The sequence below is a fragment of the Sessilibacter corallicola genome, assembly GCF_021290925.1.
Taxonomy (GTDB): Bacteria; Pseudomonadota; Gammaproteobacteria; order Pseudomonadales; family Cellvibrionaceae; genus Sessilibacter; species Sessilibacter corallicola.
Window position 1 is genome coordinate 288,279 of the sequence record NZ_JAJSLX010000001.1, and the last position, 17,496, is coordinate 305,774.

At 43.3% G+C, this 17,496-nt stretch carries 14 protein-coding genes; 7 read left to right on the forward strand and 7 right to left on the reverse strand.

Features of this window, described 5'->3' with window-relative positions; all coding sequences use genetic code 11:
* Window positions 1–8: 8 nt before the first annotated feature.
* Window positions 9–1,049, reverse strand: a complete 1,041-nt coding sequence (gene nagZ / locus LU361_RS01145; protein WP_233086476.1) for a beta-N-acetylhexosaminidase — start codon at window positions 1,047–1,049, stop codon at window positions 9–11.
* Window positions 1,050–1,425: 376 nt separating this feature from the next.
* Here nagZ and lexA point away from each other — a divergent pair, with 376 nt between their 5' ends.
* From lexA to udk, 7 genes are all read left to right on the forward strand, one after another.
* Window positions 1,426–2,034 (forward strand): transcriptional repressor LexA, encoded by a 609-nt coding sequence (lexA, locus tag LU361_RS01150; protein WP_233086477.1) that lies wholly within the window; start codon window positions 1,426–1,428, stop codon window positions 2,032–2,034.
* 32 nt (window positions 2,035–2,066) lie between these two features.
* Window positions 2,067–2,570 carry a SulA-like leucine-rich domain-containing protein gene (locus tag LU361_RS01155; RefSeq protein ID WP_233086478.1) on the forward strand — a complete coding sequence of 168 codons (504 nt, stop codon included), beginning with the start codon at window positions 2,067–2,069 and terminating at the stop codon, window positions 2,568–2,570.
* 449 nt (window positions 2,571–3,019) lie between these two features.
* On the forward strand, window positions 3,020–3,784 hold the full coding sequence (locus LU361_RS01160) for a DUF1223 domain-containing protein (protein ID WP_233086479.1): 765 nt from the start codon (window positions 3,020–3,022) through the stop codon (window positions 3,782–3,784).
* 802 nt (window positions 3,785–4,586) lie between these two features.
* Entirely contained in the window at window positions 4,587–5,864 is a 1,278-nt protein-coding gene (locus LU361_RS01165; RefSeq protein ID WP_233086480.1) for a GTP cyclohydrolase II, read from the forward strand.
* A gap of 3 nt (window positions 5,865–5,867) precedes the next feature.
* The gene (locus tag LU361_RS01170; RefSeq protein ID WP_233086481.1) at window positions 5,868–7,082 is read left to right on the forward strand and encodes a DUF1688 family protein; all 1,215 of its coding nucleotides are present in this window, start codon (window positions 5,868–5,870) and stop codon (window positions 7,080–7,082) included.
* Window positions 7,083–7,219: 137 nt separating this feature from the next.
* Entirely contained in the window at window positions 7,220–7,843 is a 624-nt protein-coding gene (gene upp, locus LU361_RS01175) for a uracil phosphoribosyltransferase (protein WP_233086482.1), read from the forward strand.
* Window positions 7,844–7,937: 94 nt separating this feature from the next.
* Window positions 7,938–8,567 carry a uridine kinase gene (gene udk, locus LU361_RS01180; RefSeq protein ID WP_286206421.1) on the forward strand — a complete coding sequence of 210 codons (630 nt, stop codon included), beginning with the start codon at window positions 7,938–7,940 and terminating at the stop codon, window positions 8,565–8,567.
* Between the two features lie 198 nt (window positions 8,568–8,765).
* On the opposite strand, the gene LU361_RS01185 is transcribed toward udk, so the two are convergent.
* The 6 genes from LU361_RS01185 to purF form a co-directional block, all read right to left on the reverse strand.
* The gene (locus tag LU361_RS01185) at window positions 8,766–9,746 is read right to left on the reverse strand and encodes a LacI family DNA-binding transcriptional regulator (RefSeq protein WP_233086484.1); all 981 of its coding nucleotides are present in this window, start codon (window positions 9,744–9,746) and stop codon (window positions 8,766–8,768) included.
* Between the two features lie 572 nt (window positions 9,747–10,318).
* Window positions 10,319–12,316: a transglutaminase TgpA family protein gene (locus LU361_RS01190; protein ID WP_233086485.1), complete on the reverse strand. Its 1,998-nt coding sequence runs from the start codon at window positions 12,314–12,316 to the stop codon at window positions 10,319–10,321.
* Between the two features lie 10 nt (window positions 12,317–12,326).
* The gene (locus LU361_RS01195) at window positions 12,327–13,334 is read right to left on the reverse strand and encodes a DUF58 domain-containing protein (protein ID WP_233086486.1); all 1,008 of its coding nucleotides are present in this window, start codon (window positions 13,332–13,334) and stop codon (window positions 12,327–12,329) included.
* Window positions 13,315–14,235: an AAA family ATPase gene (locus LU361_RS01200; RefSeq protein WP_233086487.1), complete on the reverse strand. Its 921-nt coding sequence runs from the start codon at window positions 14,233–14,235 to the stop codon at window positions 13,315–13,317. Before LU361_RS01200 ends, LU361_RS01195 begins: the two co-directional genes overlap by 20 nt.
* Before the next feature lie 464 nt (window positions 14,236–14,699).
* Window positions 14,700–15,911, reverse strand: coding sequence for an O-succinylhomoserine sulfhydrylase (locus tag LU361_RS01205; protein WP_233086488.1), 1,212 nt, complete (start codon window positions 15,909–15,911; stop codon window positions 14,700–14,702).
* A gap of 44 nt (window positions 15,912–15,955) precedes the next feature.
* The gene (gene purF, locus LU361_RS01210; protein ID WP_233086489.1) at window positions 15,956–17,494 is read right to left on the reverse strand and encodes an amidophosphoribosyltransferase; all 1,539 of its coding nucleotides are present in this window, start codon (window positions 17,492–17,494) and stop codon (window positions 15,956–15,958) included.
* Window positions 17,495–17,496: the final 2 nt, after the last annotated feature.

Genomic DNA, 17,496 nt, shown 5'->3' on the forward strand with positions numbered 1-17,496 from the left:
CAAACTCTTTAAAACTCGAAAGAGGACAACCAAGAAGAAATCTCTGAACGACGCAGCTTATCTTGATCAGAAGGAACATAAGTCTCGCTTTGCAGCAATTGTAACTTTCGCGAGTGAGCCTCATCAGACGCCAAGCGATGAGGAATACCATCAATAACGTCATTCACCGCGCGTCGATTATTACAAAGAAGCAATAAATCACACCCCGCATCCAGAGCGGCTTGTGCCCGAGCCCGATAACCGCCGGGAATGTCTGCACCGTCCATATTGAGATCGTCACTGAAAATCAGTCCCGAAAATCCGTATTTATCGCGCAACAGAGTTTGCAACCAGTGTCGCGAAAATCCTACCGGATACTTATCAATACTAGTAAACGTAATGTGAGCTGGCATCACCGCCGCCAAAGCTTGTTGTTCGATGAGCGACAAAAACGGGATTAAATCGGTATGCTCAATATCAGAGAGGGATCGAGGATCAAGCGGTTTGGCAACGTGGCTATCCAGTGTGACTTGGCCGTGGCCAGGAAAGTGCTTTCCGGTCGCGCCCATACCGGTGGAGTTCATTCCTTTAATATAGGAATGCGCCAATTCGGTGGCAATCTGTGGGGAAGGCGAAAAAGAACGGTTTGAAATTGCCGGGCATCGAGAATCATCGAGATCCAGAACCGGAGCCAAACTCAGATCGATCCCGACAGAGTGGATTTCACTGGCCATCAACCATCCGAGATCATAAGCTTTAACCAATGCTAATTGAGGGTCTTCGGCATAGAGGCTTCCCAAGACAGCTAACGGTGGCAAGCGAGTAACACCATTAAGCAAACGCTGAACGCGGCCACCCTCTTGGTCTATAACTATTAATAGTTGGCTATCGATAGCTTTTATCGATTCACACAACGCTTTTGTCTGCTCTACATCCGGCGTATTGCGGGCGAACAGAATCACCCCGCCGACGGCAGGATGGCTGAGAAGTGCCTTATCTTCACATTCCAACTCAGGATTGGAGATATCAACAATTAGTGGGCCTCGGTGTGCGGGAACCTCGGTGCTCATCCAACTTAATCTCTTCGAATTACAACGCCGCCTATAGTAATGCGCGGCTGTGCAAGAATCTATCAAAAGACGAAAAAGCGGCGCACATTATAGCCTGCTGACCAAGGTGTCAACATTTTAACCAGCGTTAACAACCCGAGTGCATTGGAACGCTAATACTTCCTATTTAATGTCTGCTTTCACAAACTGGTTGTACATACAGTAATTATACTGTATAAACTAACACTGTATAAACCAACAGCGAAAAATAGACAGCACGCTAAGACTTTTATTAGCCACAAAATTGGCCGCAATTACCAACCTTAGCAACTCAGTAATTTCATTGAAGTTAATGGCTTATTACATTATCTATTAAGCACTATAAATTGGATCCAACATGATTAAGCTTACCGCTCGACAAGAACAAGTCCTTAACTTAATTAAAGAATACGTTGACGATACTGGCTACCCACCTACCCGTGCTGAAATTGCCAAATCTTTAGGATTTCGCTCAGCAAACGCCGCCGAAGAACATCTTAGAGCACTCGAACGAAAAGGCGCTATCGAAATGGTTCCCGGTGCCTCGCGCGGCATTCGACTTCCGGAAGCACAGCAAACTGGCATTCCGATTATTGGTATGGTCGCAGCCGGTTTTCCAATTTTAGCCCAAGAAAATATTGAAAATTACTGCAACATTAACGACAGCTTTTTTTCACCAGCAGCAAACTACTTTCTTCGCGTTCGAGGAATGAGTATGAAAAATGTTGGTATTCTCGATGGCGACCTACTAGCCGTTCACAAAACAACGCAAGTTCGCACCGGCCAAATTGTTGTTGCCCGAATTGAAGAAGAAGTTACGGTAAAACGCTTAAAGCGTGGCAAGAGCAAAAACATCGTTGAGCTGCTCCCTGAAAATGAAGACTTCGATGTCATCAAGGTTGATCTGAGAGAACAGCAGTTTTCTATAGAAGGCCTCAGTGTTGGCGTTATTCGTCAAGGCCAATAATTTTCTTATTTAAAATATTAGGAGATTTAAACATGCAGATATACGATCAGCTTTCTTTACTCTCCTCTAACACGACCAATTCGAGAGTAAGTCCTATACATTCGGCATTTGCTAAAAACATTCAAAAAAAGCAAAACCTAAAAAACAAAACCGCTAGCAAGCCGTCTTCTCATTGTAGAAGTCATATTACTGAATTGGTCATTTCAAAATTCTGTTCCAATCTGGAACAAATGCTCTTACCCATGTTGAGCTTCCAAACCCAGTCAAACAATAACCGCTGGGTTACTTGGGTATCCAACAACACCATCGATAAAAATTTATTGCTCGACTTCGGTGTTGAATTGGATTTTCTAAGAATGATTTATCCGAAAAACCAAACCGATTTATTCTCTTTAACATCTAAAGCGTTATCAACAGGAAACAGTCAATGCGTTGTTTCTATTTTTGACTCTATTACCGAGCAACAACGTATTGAATTAAATAAAGCTGCAGAATTAGGTCAATGTACTGGTATTTTGGTAACACTGAGAAATTAATTCAGCACACACACTTAATTAAACACATTGAACCAATTCAACTTACCAACTTAACTCAACGCACCGACTGTGTACTATACCAGTCCTAGATTTCGCTGAATTTTTAAAAATTATTTTAAAATATAAGGTTGTTTTTAATTTTTAGTTTATCAACGCAATCAACGTTAATTCTGTTTACACCATTACTTTTTTGAGTGGCTGCATTTCAAATACCTAGCCGCACATTTATTTCCTGGAACTTAACTTACAGAAAATAAATAATATCAGTCATGCAAAATAGCCGTACGCCTAACCCAATATCTCTCCTAAATGGCGACAAGCTGTAGCCATCGCTAAAGCCGATTAAATCGGGTAAACACAGCTTAGGTTGATTTGTGACCTTCTTGTGAGGACTTTAATAAGATCAATATCAATAATGAGTTAATACTGTTTTTGTTAAGAGACTCACCATGAAAACTTTGGCTGTTCTATTCGCTACGTTGTTTGCCACATACAGCTTTGCTCAACAGACGTTGAAAGACTTGAATGCAGACTTGGTAAGCCAAGATAAAGCTCCGCTGATGATCGAGCTATTCACCTCCGAAGGCTGTCATAGCTGCCCTCGCGCCGACAAATGGCTTAGGAAACTTAACAACACTGAAGGCCTTTGGACGGAATACGTTCCTATGGCATTCCATGTTGACTACTGGAACTACCTCGGCTGGCCCGATCGCTTCTCGTCAAAGTCTTACTCTCATCGTCAACGAAAGTACCAACGTGACGGCCAGGTCAATTCTGTGTACACCCCTGGCTTTGTCGTTTCTGGACAAGAATGGCGAGGTTGGTTCTCCAATCCTTCACTTCAATTTCTACAACAACGCGTAATTACACCCACTACACCAGAATCGTTAACACTTGAGGTCGAAGATGGTTATTACCGTTTAGCATTTGATGGTGATGGATCCGAAATAGGCGGTGCTAATGTGGTCTTATTAGGAATGGGAGTAAAAACCGATGTTAAACGAGGTGAAAATCGCGGCAAATTGCTAGAGCATGATTTTGTTGTCCTCGATTGGCAAAAACTAGACAACCAAACTACCCAATGGTCCGGCGTATTAAATGATGAATTTGATTCAGAAGTCAGCGCTTACGCAATTGTAGGCTGGGTCGAAAATCCAAACGTGAATGAACCTCAGAAGATTGTGGCTGGATTTTTATCCTCCCCAGGTAATTAACAAACTTTAGTTGTTCATTAGCGTTAAATAAGTTGGAGCATTAGGAAAAGCTGAATCAGTTTTTCCTATTTTTTGAACTCCTTAAACATTTAAGTGCTGTTTACAGCGTGTAAACAGCACTTATAAATGTCACCGTTTTTGCCTTCATAAAAGTTAGCTATCTAATTGCTTAAAAATACAAGCATATGTCGCAAACTGATAAAACACTGGCAATAACAAATTAAAAATATCTTAAAATTCATTTATCTATTCGATTTTGTATTTAAAAAAACATTCCGCCTGTCTAAAACCCATTTAAATTTCTTTGAATTCGAATTTATCTGAGTAATAACTCTTACAGAACGTCTAGTGTCAAATAGCTTGTAAACTACAACGATGTTAGGAAGTCTAATGAGTCGAGGTTATTTTTATGAATCCGGCTTTATAATCTCCATAATTGAACCTTGAAATTTTTCAGTTAAATATCAATTTACAATTTAATTGAATCAAAATATATTTTAAGGTGAACTGCATTTATTAACGCTAAGCTATTGAAATTATTAAAAAAGAGAAAACATTACTTTTACATTCAAATTTTCAACGAATTAATTATTCTGCGTTGTTTTATTGCGAATTCAAAATTGTCATCAAATTCATTAACAATGGATTGGCTGCGTTAAACCACTAAGTTAGCACCTGGTAGAATCTGACAGCTATACTGAAAAAGTGCTTGTTCTAGTTGACCGCAAATAGTTAATCGGTTAAGTTTTGATTTCTGTTTCATCCATCGCATTAGCCAGTCGTAGCTAGGGAGAGGTGAGTTATGAGTATTGATATTAAATCGGGGCACCAAGCCAAATCTGGAATAAACCATATTCGATTAACATCGCACAAAATCGATTTGCCAAGCGTTCCTCAAATTAAATGGGGCGCTCAAGATCCAATGGAGCGAGGCCCAGTGGTGGGTACGGTTTCTGAGCGTGAGAACAGAAACTGTATCGGCAGTCACAGCGGCAGCTACACGATCTATCGCGCACTCTCCATCGCCTCCGGTAAATTTTCACCCAGCCACCGACCTGATTTAAACAATACCGAACCCACCGACAGCATTGAACCGCAACCTTCCTGGTTTGAGCCCGATCGAATCATTTCTCTAGATCCTTGGGGTGCGAACGTAGCACGTGACTTCCACAGCTACCTGGATCAAGGCTATAACATTCAACCCACCATTGCGGTTACACAAGCTCGCTTGCAACTGCCAGAAATCCGCGAAGCGATGGCCGCGGGAAGACTGCAAGCGGATGAGAAATTCGTTACCGCAAACGGCGATGTCAAAGTTACAAAGGTCGCAATTGACCCAGTTTGGCACCTACCCAGTGTTGCCAAACGCTTTGGTTTAGAAGAGTCAGAACTTCGAAAAATTCTTTTCAAAGAAACTGGCGGCATGTTCCCTGAATTAGTGACTCGTTCCGATTTGAAAGTGTTGCTCCCGCCAATTGGAAGTACAACCGCTTACATTTTTGGCAACATAAAAGACCTATCAAACACCGACGTTGAACTGACTTGCCGCGTTCACGATGAATGCAACGGCTCGGATGTGTTTGGCTCCGACATCTGTACCTGTCGACCTTATTTAACATACGGTATAGAAGACGCTGTTCGAACGGCACAACGTGGCGGCGTTGGATTAATCGTTTATTTCCGAAAAGAAGGTAGAGCACTTGGAGAAGTGACCAAATTTTTGGTTTACAACGCACGCAAACGCCAAAAAGGCGGCGACAGTGCTGCAACCTATTTTGAGCGAACCGAATGCGTCGCTGGTGTTCAGGATGCACGATTCCAAGAATTAATGCCGGATGTTTTGCATTTATTTGGCATTAAGAAAATTCACAATCTTCACTCCATGAGTAACATGAAATACGACGCTATCGCCAACAGCGGCATTGAAGTTGTGAATCGTCTAAGCATTCCACCTGAATTAATTCCCGATGACGCACAAGTTGAAATTGAAGCTAAGAAAGCTGCTGGCTACTTTACCGATGGTGAAGTTAAATCTGGCGAAACGTTAGAAAACGTTAAAGGCCGTGACCTGGAAGAATAATTTATGGATCTAGCGCCACAGTCAATCGAAGCATTATTTCTTCCGGCAACGATACGTGAACGTGCACAGAAAATTTACGCGCGTTCGTTGTCTGGAAAAACGCATTTTAACATTCATGAAGAGAAACTCCCGCAAACCGCTGAGTTTGTTCTTGATGTGATTAAACGCAATTATCCCGATCTGAATGTTCCCTATCACTCTCGGTGGCGACATTTTGAGGTTGGCAACCAATATCAGCTAAAGGCATATCAGCAAGAAATTTCCGCCGCCGATTCGGTCACTAAAGCCAAAATCGGGTTGGATTTAATTATTCCTTCGGTTTTAGTTGACGCCGGAGCGGGTAATACCTGGGTTTATCGATCGAAAAATTCAGAGACTATTGGTCGTTCGGAAGGCTTAGCATTAGCAAGCTTGGATATGTTTTTATCGGGCGCGTTATCAGGATCCGCCGCTGGTAATTCACTACAAACAACTGCCGAAGGACTTCAATCGATATCGCTGGAAACTTTCTGCCAACACTTTCAAGTGTCAGAAAGTAATCCAATGAATGGTGTCGAAGGACGGCTCAATCTGCTTCACAATTTATCCACCACATTAACGCAGAAAGAAAAGTTTTTCCCAAATCATCGCCCGGGCGATTTAGTGGATTATCTATTAACGACACACCCTGACGGAATTACGGCAGAAAATGTGTTATCCGCAATTATTGAAAGCCTAGGAGACATCTGGCCAGGTAGACTGTCGGTTGGTGAGAAAAATCTGGGAGATACATGGACTTATGCTCAGTTTCACAATGAAACGTTTGAGTTAATCCCGTTTCATAAACTGTCCCAGTGGATTTCTTATTCAGTGATTGAAACATTAGAAATGTCGGGAATCTCTGTCAGTGGCGTCGAAAAACTTACAGGCTTAGCAGAGTATCGCAACGGCGGTCTCATGTTGGATTCCGGTCTAATTTCTCTTAGAGACAATCAGCACGTCGATCAACAATGGTCTCCGTCGAGTGAACTTATTATTGAGTGGCGAGCATTAACGGTGGTTTTACTCGATAAGCTTTCACTGTTAATCACTGAAAAATTAAATAAAACACCAGAAGAATTTCCGTTGGCGAAAGTTCTGGAGGGTGGAACTTGGGCGGCAGGGCGAGAACTCGCAAAAAAACGCAGCCCAGATATGGCACCACCCATTAACATTAAAAGCGATGGAACGGTTTTCTAGCGGTACTTTGCGATTTTAAATCGCACTGATGCATCAGCAACAGTGAATACACGCAGCAAACTAGCCCCAATCAATCACACACTATTGGGTAACAATTTTTAGTTGAACCTACTTTAGTTAATAGTCGAGAACTTGGTATGCCATTACATTTAGTCGATCATCCATTAATACAGCACAAACTCGGCTCTCTTCGATCTATTGAAACTCCGTCCGAGCAATTTCGCCGTCTAATGGGAGAAGTGAGTCTACTATTATTCATAGAATCGACGAAGAACCTGACAACCCAACAAGAAGTTGTTACCGCGCCGTTTGGCGAAACAGACGCACAAAAAATTTCGCCCAAACTTACTATTATCCCAATTATGAGAGCCGGTTTGGGAATGTTGGATTCAATCCAAAACTTTTGGCCCGATGCTTCTGTTGGCCACATTGGCATTTATCGAGATAAGTTTTTAAGTAACACCGTAGAATACTATTTTAAAATTCCTAAAACGCTGGAAAACAGTGTCGTTTACCTGCTAGACCCGGTAATTGCCACTGGTGATACTGCGATAGCAAGTGTCGATCGTTTAAAAGAAAGTGGCGCTACAGACATTCGTTTTGTGTCGATTTTAGCGTCCAGTGTTGGTACTAAAGCATTACTTGAAGCACACCCGGATGTCTCCATCTTCACAGTAAGCTGTCAAGATAATGTAACTAAAGAAGGTTATTTATCTCCAGGGATTGGCGATATAGGTGCACGTTATTACAATACGCAGTAAATGTTCAGTGCATTGGCATTAACGAGCAATATACGCACGAACTTTATTATTGCCTATTTTATAAACTATCGCTAACTGTAAGTCGAGAAAGTCGTTGATAAACCCCCATATAATTGCTGTTGCCGGAGGAAGCTGTTCCGGCAAAACTACCATGGCCAAATTGGTTCAAGATCACTTTGGCCCGGATGTTTGTTCTATTGTGTATCAAGACTCGTATTATCGCGGCTTGAAAACCATCACTAATTTCGATGTTCCAGAAGCTATTGATTTTCCATTGATGAAATCTCATTTGGCTCAACTCAAAGCTGGGCAAACCATCGAAATGCCAACTTACGACTTCACAACCCATCGAAGAAAGTTGGAAACTCAAACCTTGCCACCCAAGCCAATCATTCTTGTAGATGGCATCTTAATTCTGCACGCGTTAGAACTCAGAGAAAGCTTTGATTTCAAGGTATTTGTTGAATGCAGTGAAGAAGAACGTCGACTTCGAAGACTGAAGCGAGACACATTGGAGCGCGGTCGAACCCATGAAGACACGCTAAGACAGTTCAACGAACAAGTGGTGCCTTTACATGATCAGCTTGTGGAACCGTCAAAACAGTACGCAGACCTAGTTTGCTGTGACAGTAACAACACAACACCAATGGAACTGGCGATTGATCTACTGAGTTATTGCGAAAATTTAGTTGAGCAAAAGACTGTCAATACCAATTATCAATAGTCGATTCTTAACCTAACACCGACATACCAACAGAAAACCCACAGCCTCAATGGCGCGGGTTTTTTAATGGGCTTTTTATAAATACTTTTTAATAGGCTTTTTCAACAGTCTTAGATAAGCCTTAAACACCTAATCGGCACAAATAATTTGTTGCGACGGTGCCCTACCGAAATCGCACAAAATTAATGACATGCCCAATCACACTTGAGTCAAACTGCCTCGTTCCAACACCTCAACGGGCAATTTCACATCTTTCACTGGCTCGTCAGGGTTTTCGATTCTCCATAACAGCGTTTCAAATGCAGATACGCCAATCTGACGAATGGGAAGATTGATGGTTGTTAATGACGGTGTTACCAAATCACTCCAATCGATGGCATCAAATCCAATGACGGATACTTGGTCGGGTACAGATACACCGTGCTGAGAATACATACGCAATAAACCAATGGCGAGCGTATCATTCGCAGCAACAACACAGCTGACCTCACTTGCCAATATTTCTCGGGCATAATCTTCAGGTATATTAATTCCATACTCTAAAGATAAATCCCATGCGATCTCTGCCTGATTGCCTAATGCGTCGTACAAACCCTGTTTGCGCATTCTTGCAGCAGTCGATCGATCAGGACCGGATAAGATGCCGATTTTTTTGTGCCCTGCTTTTAGCGCAAGCTCGGCTTGCAACTGTCCGCCTAAAACAGAATCTGCATAGACGTTATCAAAGCCACTGATGGGTCGCTCGGTCATAACCACAGGACAGATCAAATTTTGCTCTTTAATAGATTCATCATTGATCGGACACCAAATTAAGCCTTCAATGGCGTATTCCAACAAACGCCCAATGCCCAAGCGCTCTTCTTCTGCGGAATTACGAGCGTCCACTAAGAATACTGAATAACCACTTTTACTGGCTGTATCGACAACCGATTGAGCCATTTCAGGAAAGAAAGGGTTACATAAATCTGGTAACACCAAACCAATAGTATGAGTTTTACCGGTACGAGTTGCCTTCGCCAAACGGTTCTCTTGATACCCCATCTCTTTCGCAAGTTTCAGAATTTTCTCTTTCATTTCTGGAGAAACTGAACCAGTACCGTTGAGCACATAGGATACTGTCGCTTTCGAGACTCCTGCACGAGTCGCGATGTCTTGTGTTGTGATCCGTTTTTTACGCATTCTGTTTGCTAACCCAATTTAGTAGGAAGTACTGAGCACGTTATGTGTATCAAATATTGATATTCATTGTACATAGCTGCTGAGTATTTCACCATTAATTGGAATATTTCGCTAGTAAATTAATGTCTAACCATTAGGTTTCGCTCAAATTTATCGAAGTAAATCTCACTATAAATAGCGAGTTTCTATAAATAACATAGGAATTCAAATAAATAATGACTTAAAACAGGATTATGCTCTCGCAAAAATTCAAATTTAAACAACGCTCTGTATAGCCCATACAGTCATTTAAAATAAAACATTTGAATAAACTTAATGAATAAAGCGAAATATATTATCGAGTCGACAATCAAATCGACAATGGATTAACTACGACACTAAAAAGCTGAATAGAAACAAAAGGACTAAAAAACAATTTAGAAGCCTCGAATTACAGAACTTTAAAACAGAAAGAATTGGCTGTAACAATTACTGTACTTTTAAGACCATTGTCACACCATTGAAATAATTTACACTTAGTCCATTAAAATATTTTTATCGAATAAAAAGTCGAATAAATACCAAGCCTAACTTTATTTCAGAGAAAACCGTTTTACTTTCACTTTCAATTCTTTCAATGCTTCAAAGTCTTCTGCGTAAACCCCTCGTTCAAATAACCGAGTGATTTCTTCAATCGCGTCTTTGTGTTGTGGAAATTTAGAGCTGGCTCGCTTGGCAAAGTCTCGACTGCCTTCGCCCGTGTGACGTTCAACACCGGAATTTTTAAATTTCTTACAGAATTTCGAAAACTCCGCCAATCCAGGCGGCAAAGGTTTTGGCCTAGTTTGCCACCAATAATAAGCCGTTATTAATCCGATAATTAATGCAACACCAAACACCATAGTCGCACCGGCATGCCAAGCACTCACTCGGCCAAAAATTTTCTCAAGTAAACCGACTTGATTATCTTTGTTGTAATTTAAAACCCAACGTTGCCAGTTGTAATCCCAAATATCGATTTGCTTACGCAATTCATTTAGCAAGCTAATGTGCGTGTATGCTTCCATTGACAGTGGATTGTTCACTGAACGGGGAAATACCGATCGAATTCCAGATTCAATTCGACTCGGTGCAACCGCAGAAGTCGGATCAACACGCACCCAACCTCGATCCCGAATCCAAACCTCCGCCCAGGCGTGGGCATCAGCCTGGCTCACTTGTAGAAAATCTTCTATTTTTTCACCGCCTTGATAACCCGTAACCACTCTTGCCGGAACGCCAGCCGCGCGCATAAAAATTACAAAGCTACTGGCGAAATGCTCGCAAAAGCCGCGCTGGCTCTGCCAGAGAAATTCGTCAACTGTGTGCTCGCCCAGTAAAGGGGGTTCTAAGGTGTAGGTAAATTCGCGGGTAATAAAGTTTAAAAAACGGCTGATTAAAGCCTCAGTACTCGATTCTTCCTGCGCCCACTGGCGTGCCGTCGCCACCGTTCTAGGATTGAAGTCATCGGGTAGTTGCAATTCAAGTTGGCGCAACCAAGGCGGTAAGTTACGCGCCATTTCGTAGGATAAATCAGATTCAACGCGATAACGGAAGCGTTGGCTGACACCGCCTTTTTTAATCCAGGTATAATTTCGAGTAATACCGGTCTCGTCGTGATTAAGCTCCGCTAAAGGTAAACTGAACAACCAAGGCTGGTGTGTGGGTTCAAGAATGATTTCGTAATCAACTGGATTTCCTACTGGCACAGCCCAAGATCGCCAATCGGCTTTTTTGCTTGTTGCGGAATCTACCCAATCAACTAACTCGCCCCCAGGGTACGAACCCCACCGATTGGGAGACCAAGTTCTGCCATCAAAATGCGACAACACCAAACCGCGCCAGTACAAATCCCTATGTGCGGGTATATCACCATCAAAACTGGCAGTGAAAGCTTTGCCTCCGTTTTTGGATAATTTAGAAAAATCCCCCGGAGACATGGAGTCACTGATGCCCGTGGTAGCGTCACTTTGTGGTAATGGCACCGCCCAAAGAGAACCCACTCTCGGAAACAATAAAAACAAAATGAGCATAACAGGAATGCTTTGAAGGACGATTTTTCCCGCCATCGGAAAAGCTTCTGCCATTTCACTCAGTTGGCGCTCTTGGTAGAGCGAGATCTGAGCGGCAACTAAAAGTGCTAAACACAATAAAGCGTACAAAAAAGCAAATACGGTTTGAGAAAATAAAAACTGTGTGGAAGTCGTAAAGAAGCCAAGAAAAATGACAACGATAACATCTCGTTTTTTGTTCATTTCCAACGCTTTTAACATTATTGATATCATCAACAATGCAACCATCGGATCCAAACCATACAAGGTGCCATATTGAAGAAAAAGGCCAACCGCCGAACCGATGGTTAATACGGTTTTAACTAAGCGATTTGGATAAGTCCAAACACCTCGATACAACTGAACTCGCCAAGTTAGAACTAAAACTAGCGCGATCGATTCCCACACAGGCAAGCGTAAACCGTGGGGAATAATCACAGCAATTAAAGCCAGCAACAGCCAGGCAAAACAATTTCTTGGGATCTGTTCAACTTTAGCCATAATCAGTTTATCAATTCTTTTTTCGTTGTGTGTCTCTTCGAGCGTGCTCTAATTCAAACTCAAATAATGCTAAAGATTTCAGTACTGTATTTAGATGGTTAACACCTTTGTCCGGCGAGATTTCGATACCCGGAATTCTCAATCCGTAATCCGCCCCACACTTTTCTGCATCGACAGCTAAGTACGTTAAGCGAGACAATCGAGCTTCTCGATCTAGCCCAACCAACAAATCCCAATCCAACCACAATCGGGTATCAACATATGCGCTGAAACTTTTGGTGAGTAAACCTTGGCCTCTAGCGTATTGTTTCCAAGCGATGTGTTTTAAAGAATCACCGGGTTGATACTCTTTCAAACTATGAAAATCTTCACCGCCGTGAACACTGTGGAGTTTGCCTTCATTTTTGTTGGTGATTGTTTGCGGCATGGGTCCGCTTACCATCGGCTTCGGGTAGGTAAGAATTTGAATATCCAAATCCACCAAACTCCAACAGCGCCATAACCCGAGAGGATGTTGGGTTTCAACCACCAAACGCGGAGGCTTGTACCAGCCGCGGTATTTTGTCGGCACAAACAGAGTAATTTTTTTTTCTTTTTCAGCTCCAAAATCTTCAACCAGTACACTGCCGTCGGGCCAACTGAACTGAATGCTTTGTCGAGAAAGTCTTCCTGGATTAAAAACCAATTGAATTTCTGAGGATTCACCGCAAAAAACTGGTGAAGCACTCACACAGCGAAGAATACCCTGATGCAGGTTTTTAAAAGTATGCAGTATGCAAACGTGGAATAACGCCAACAGAAAATAAGAAAACGCCAAGGCCAAATTATTTTCATAATTGGTACCAACCAGCCAAACCAGAGCCGTGGCAAAAATAAAACCCAACCCGGTTTTCGTCGGCAAAATAAACAGCTTCCGCTGGGTCAATTGATGTGAATTGTTGGCGGGAATATTCCGTTCTAAAATTCGATCGAACTGACTGCGAAAATACTGCCTTGGACTACGCAATAACATCAACATTGTTAAGTACACGCTCGACTAATGCATAACCGCTTTGGCCAGAATAATCAGCCGCATCTCGCACTCGGTGACCAACAACGGAGGGTAAAAGAATTTGTAAATCTTCGGGAATAATATGCCCACGCCCGTGCATAAACGCCCAGGTTCGAGCACAGCGCATTAGCGATAAAGCACCTCGAGTGGAAATACCGTAAGAAAACTCGGTGGAAGTTCTGGTATAGGTAATTAGGCGCTGAATGTAATCCAACAAGCTGGCCGACGCTTGCACCCGACCGGCTTTTTGATAAATGGCATGCAATTTTTCCGGCGTCATTAAACACCGTAATTCGCTGATTCTGGTGCGCGGATCTTCTCCTGCTAACAACGCTCTCTCGACATCGGCGTCGGGATAACCAAGGCTGATACGCATTAAAAATCGATCCAGTTGCGATTCCGGCAGCGGGAAGGTGCCATCTTGAGATTCTGGGTTTTGAGTTGCAATCACAAAAAACGGTGAAGGCAGTTTTTTAGCGTCGCCATCAATAGTGACCTGCCCTTCTTCCATTGCTTCTAACAACGCGCTCTGTGTTTTCGGCGAGGTTCTATTAATCTCATCAGCCAATAACAGCTGGGTAAAAATAGGGCCGGGATGAAAACTGAATTGAGAGTTTTGCTGATCAAAAATAGAGACACCGACGATATCGGCAGGCAAGAGATCACTGGTAAATTGAACTCGGGAATATTCCAACCCCAGTACTTTCGCTAAAGTTTGTGCCAGGGTTGTTTTGCCCATTCCCGGCTGGTCTTCAATCAACAAATGTCCGCGACTGAAAAGGCACGCCAGTGCCATCTTGATTTGATGCTCTTTACCCAGTACTACCTTACTGATTTCCGCAACCAGTGAATTCACTAACTTTTCCATAATTCCACTTCTCATTCACCAGTATTGCCGAAAAACTTTAGTCTTTATCAGGAATAAAGTTTACGAACACATTCAGGAGCAAATATTAGTCCTTGATTATGAGGAACTCTGTCTCGTTCGCCAAACTGGAACTTTGACAGTTTCCTTAATTTTAGTTGCATCCTCACATTTGCGTTGATAATCAATCTATCCGATCGCTCAATGTTCAAGAGTTGTTATAAACAGCCTGTTTAAATGACTAACACTTGTCAGTGAGTTTATAAAACCCAGATAACTTTATGAAATGTATAAAATAGATTTGAAGAGTAAGTCGCAAAATTCAATTACTAAACGGCGTTAATAATTGAATTTTGGTAAGAATGGGTAACCTAGAGGCACGCTTATGAAGCACAATTGAAAGCTAGCTGTTATCGCGCCTTGAAAAAACAAACAAAGCGCATTGATAAAGACTTACCAGCAAAGACCTACAGCGCGGCCATACCTCTTTCTAGATCAGAGATAAGATCGTTAGCGCTCTCCAAACCAACGGAGATTCTAATTAAGTTTTCGGTAATGCCAGCTTCTTTCTTTTCGTCATCGCTCAATCGACCGTGAGTGGTCGTTGCTGGATGAACAATGGTGGTTTTAGCATCACCTAGATTTGCCGTTAATGACATAATTTTTGTGGCATCGATGAATCGCCACGCCTCTTCTCGACCACCAACCACACGAAACGACAACACGCCGCCAAAGCCGCGTTGCTGTTTTTTCGCCAATTCGTGGCTCTTATGAGACGGCAAACCGGCGTAGAAAACTTGCTCAACTTTCGGAGATGCCGATTGTTTTTGCTCCTCCAACCACGAAGCCAATGCCATGGCATTGGAGCAATGGGCGTCCATACGCAAACGCAGTGTCTCAAGACCTTTAGCAAAAACCCAAGCATTGAATGCACTCATGGTTGGACCACACGTGCGAACAAAGGCTAACGCTTCATCCATATCCTCAGCATTACCGGCAATAGCGCCACCAACACATCGCCCTTGGCCGTCCAAATATTTGGTCGCCGAGTGAACAACAATGTCGGCACCCAGCTTTAACGGCTGTTGCAGTGCTGGCGTACAAAAACAGTTATCGACCACCAGTTTGGCACTAACGCTGTGGGCAATCTCGGAAAGACGGGCAATATCGACAACATCGCACAATGGGTTCGATGGTGTTTCTACAAATAATAGTTTTGTGGAATCGGTGAGGCTGTTTTGCCACAGGTCATAATCGAGTGGATTGACGAAAGTAACGGAGATTCCCATCTTCGCCATGTACTTGGTAAACAACACCGAGGTTGTACCAAAGACACTGCGTGAACAGATAACGTGATCACCTGATTTGAGCAGTGCCATGCATACCGTAAGAATGGCAGACATCCCAGACGCCGTGGCAACGGCTGCCTCAGCGCCTTCAAGTGCGGCTATTCGCTGTTCGAAAACACGCACGGTCGGGTTTGTGTAACGCGAATACACGTTGCCGGCCTCTTCGCCAGAAAAGCGCTTCGCTGCGGCCTCTGCTGACTCAAAAACATAGCTGGAGGTCGTGAAAATAGGCTCACTGTGCTCGCCTTCGTGAGTGCGCAGTTGGCCCGCACGAACGGCGATAGTATCTAGGTCCGTATTGGCAAAAAAGTCATCAAGTTCGCTTGCCATCGATTCTAATCCTTGCTTACACGTCTATCGGGTTGCGTATATGTCTACGCAAAACTGGTTGTATCGTTTTCGTTATGGATACCGACTAGCGCGTCTTCATCACTGGATTTGCGTGTTTTAGACGAAATCGCCGAGTCATTACGCGCCGCATGCAATTGATTCAAATAATCATCGTCAACGTCACCGGTAATATACTCGCCGGTGAAGACGGCGGATTCAAATGCTTTAACTTCGCGGTTACCGTCCATAGAGGCTGCAATTAAATCATCAATGTCTTGATAAATAAGCCAATCAGCACCAATTTCCTGACAAACTTCTTCATCTGTGCGACCGTGGGCGATCAACTCATTGGCACTGGGCATATCGATACCATAGACATTCGGATACTTAACCGCGGGCGATGCCGAAGCGAAATAAACCTTGGCGGCTCCGGCTTCACGTGCCATTTGGATGATTTGCTGACAGGTGGTACCGCGAACAATGGAGTCATCCACCAACAAAACATTCTTGCCTTTGAACTCTAGTTCAATGGTATTGAGTTTTTGTCGAACGGATTTTTTCCGTTGCTGTTGCCCAGGCATGATAAAGGTTCGACCGATGTAACGGTTCTTAACCAGCCCTTCTCGGAATTTCACACCCAAATTTTGGGCAACCATTTGCCCAGCAACGCGGCTGGAATCGGGAATTGGAATTACCACGTGAATATCGTGGTCGGGGCGCTCGCGGGCAATTTTTGCAGCCAAGCGTTCGCCTTGACGCAAACGCGATTTGTAAACTGAGATACCATCGATAATGGAATCTGGACGAGCAAAATAGACGTGCTCAAAAATACACGGTGTTAAACACGGGTTTTCCGCACATTGCTGAGAGAAGAATTCACCTTCTTTGGTAATGAATAGCGCTTCTCCGGGGGCTACATCGCGCAGTAATTCGTAACCATTGCTACTGAATGCACAGCTTTCAGACGCAACCATGTAGGAATCGCCTTTCTTACCTTTGCGAATACCAATCGCTAGTGGGCGAATACCATTCGGGTCACGGAAGGCAACAATGCCGTAGTTGGCAATCAGTGCCACTACCGCGTAACCACCACGAACACGTTCGTGAACGCTGCTAACAGCGGTAAAAATGTCATCAGCAGTAGGCTGAAGCTTGTTCAGCTTTTGAAGTTCGTGTGCAAAGACATTCAACAAAACTTCTGAATCTGAATCGGTATTGACGTGGCGAAGGTCAGTTTTGTAGATATGCTCATTCACTTCATGGGTGTTGGTTAAATTGCCGTTGTGGGCAAGACCAATACCGTAGGGGGAATTAACGTAAAACGGCTGCGCAAGCGCCGGACCGGAATTACCCGCTGTCGGGTAACGAACATGAGCTATGCCGTAGTTACCGACTAGACGCTGCATATGGCGAGAACGAAATACATCGCGAGCAAGACCATTGGCTTTTTGCTGGGAAATACGACCATCGTTACAGGTCATGATCCCGGCGGCGTCTTGTCCTCGATGCTGGAGCATCGTCAGGGCGTCGTAGAGTTCTAAATTAACGTTCTCTTGTCCGACAATACCAACGATTCCGCACATAA

Coding starts and splice junctions, on each gene's coding strand:
- LU361_RS01170 (WP_233086481.1), top strand. CDS start 5,868: ATGGATCTAGCGCCACAGTCAATCGAAGCATTATTTCTTCCGGCAACG.
- LU361_RS01190 (WP_233086485.1), bottom strand. CDS start 12,316: ATGGCTAAAGTTGAACAGATCCCAAGAAATTGTTTTGCCTGGCTGTTG.
- nagZ (WP_233086476.1), bottom strand. CDS start 1,049: ATGAGCACCGAGGTTCCCGCACACCGAGGCCCACTAATTGTTGATATC.
- LU361_RS01200 (WP_233086487.1), bottom strand. CDS start 14,235: ATGGAAAAGTTAGTGAATTCACTGGTTGCGGAAATCAGTAAGGTAGTA.
- lexA (WP_233086477.1), top strand. CDS start 1,426: ATGATTAAGCTTACCGCTCGACAAGAACAAGTCCTTAACTTAATTAAA.
- LU361_RS01195 (WP_233086486.1), bottom strand. CDS start 13,334: ATGTTGATGTTATTGCGTAGTCCAAGGCAGTATTTTCGCAGTCAGTTC.
- upp (WP_233086482.1), top strand. CDS start 7,220: ATGCCATTACATTTAGTCGATCATCCATTAATACAGCACAAACTCGGC.
- LU361_RS01205 (WP_233086488.1), bottom strand. CDS start 15,911: ATGGCAAGCGAACTTGATGACTTTTTTGCCAATACGGACCTAGATACT.
- purF (WP_233086489.1), bottom strand. CDS start 17,494: ATGTGCGGAATCGTTGGTATTGTCGGACAAGAGAACGTTAATTTAGAA.
- LU361_RS01160 (WP_233086479.1), top strand. CDS start 3,020: ATGAAAACTTTGGCTGTTCTATTCGCTACGTTGTTTGCCACATACAGC.
- LU361_RS01185 (WP_233086484.1), bottom strand. CDS start 9,746: ATGCGTAAAAAACGGATCACAACACAAGACATCGCGACTCGTGCAGGA.
- LU361_RS01165 (WP_233086480.1), top strand. CDS start 4,587: ATGAGTATTGATATTAAATCGGGGCACCAAGCCAAATCTGGAATAAAC.
- LU361_RS01155 (WP_233086478.1), top strand. CDS start 2,067: ATGCAGATATACGATCAGCTTTCTTTACTCTCCTCTAACACGACCAAT.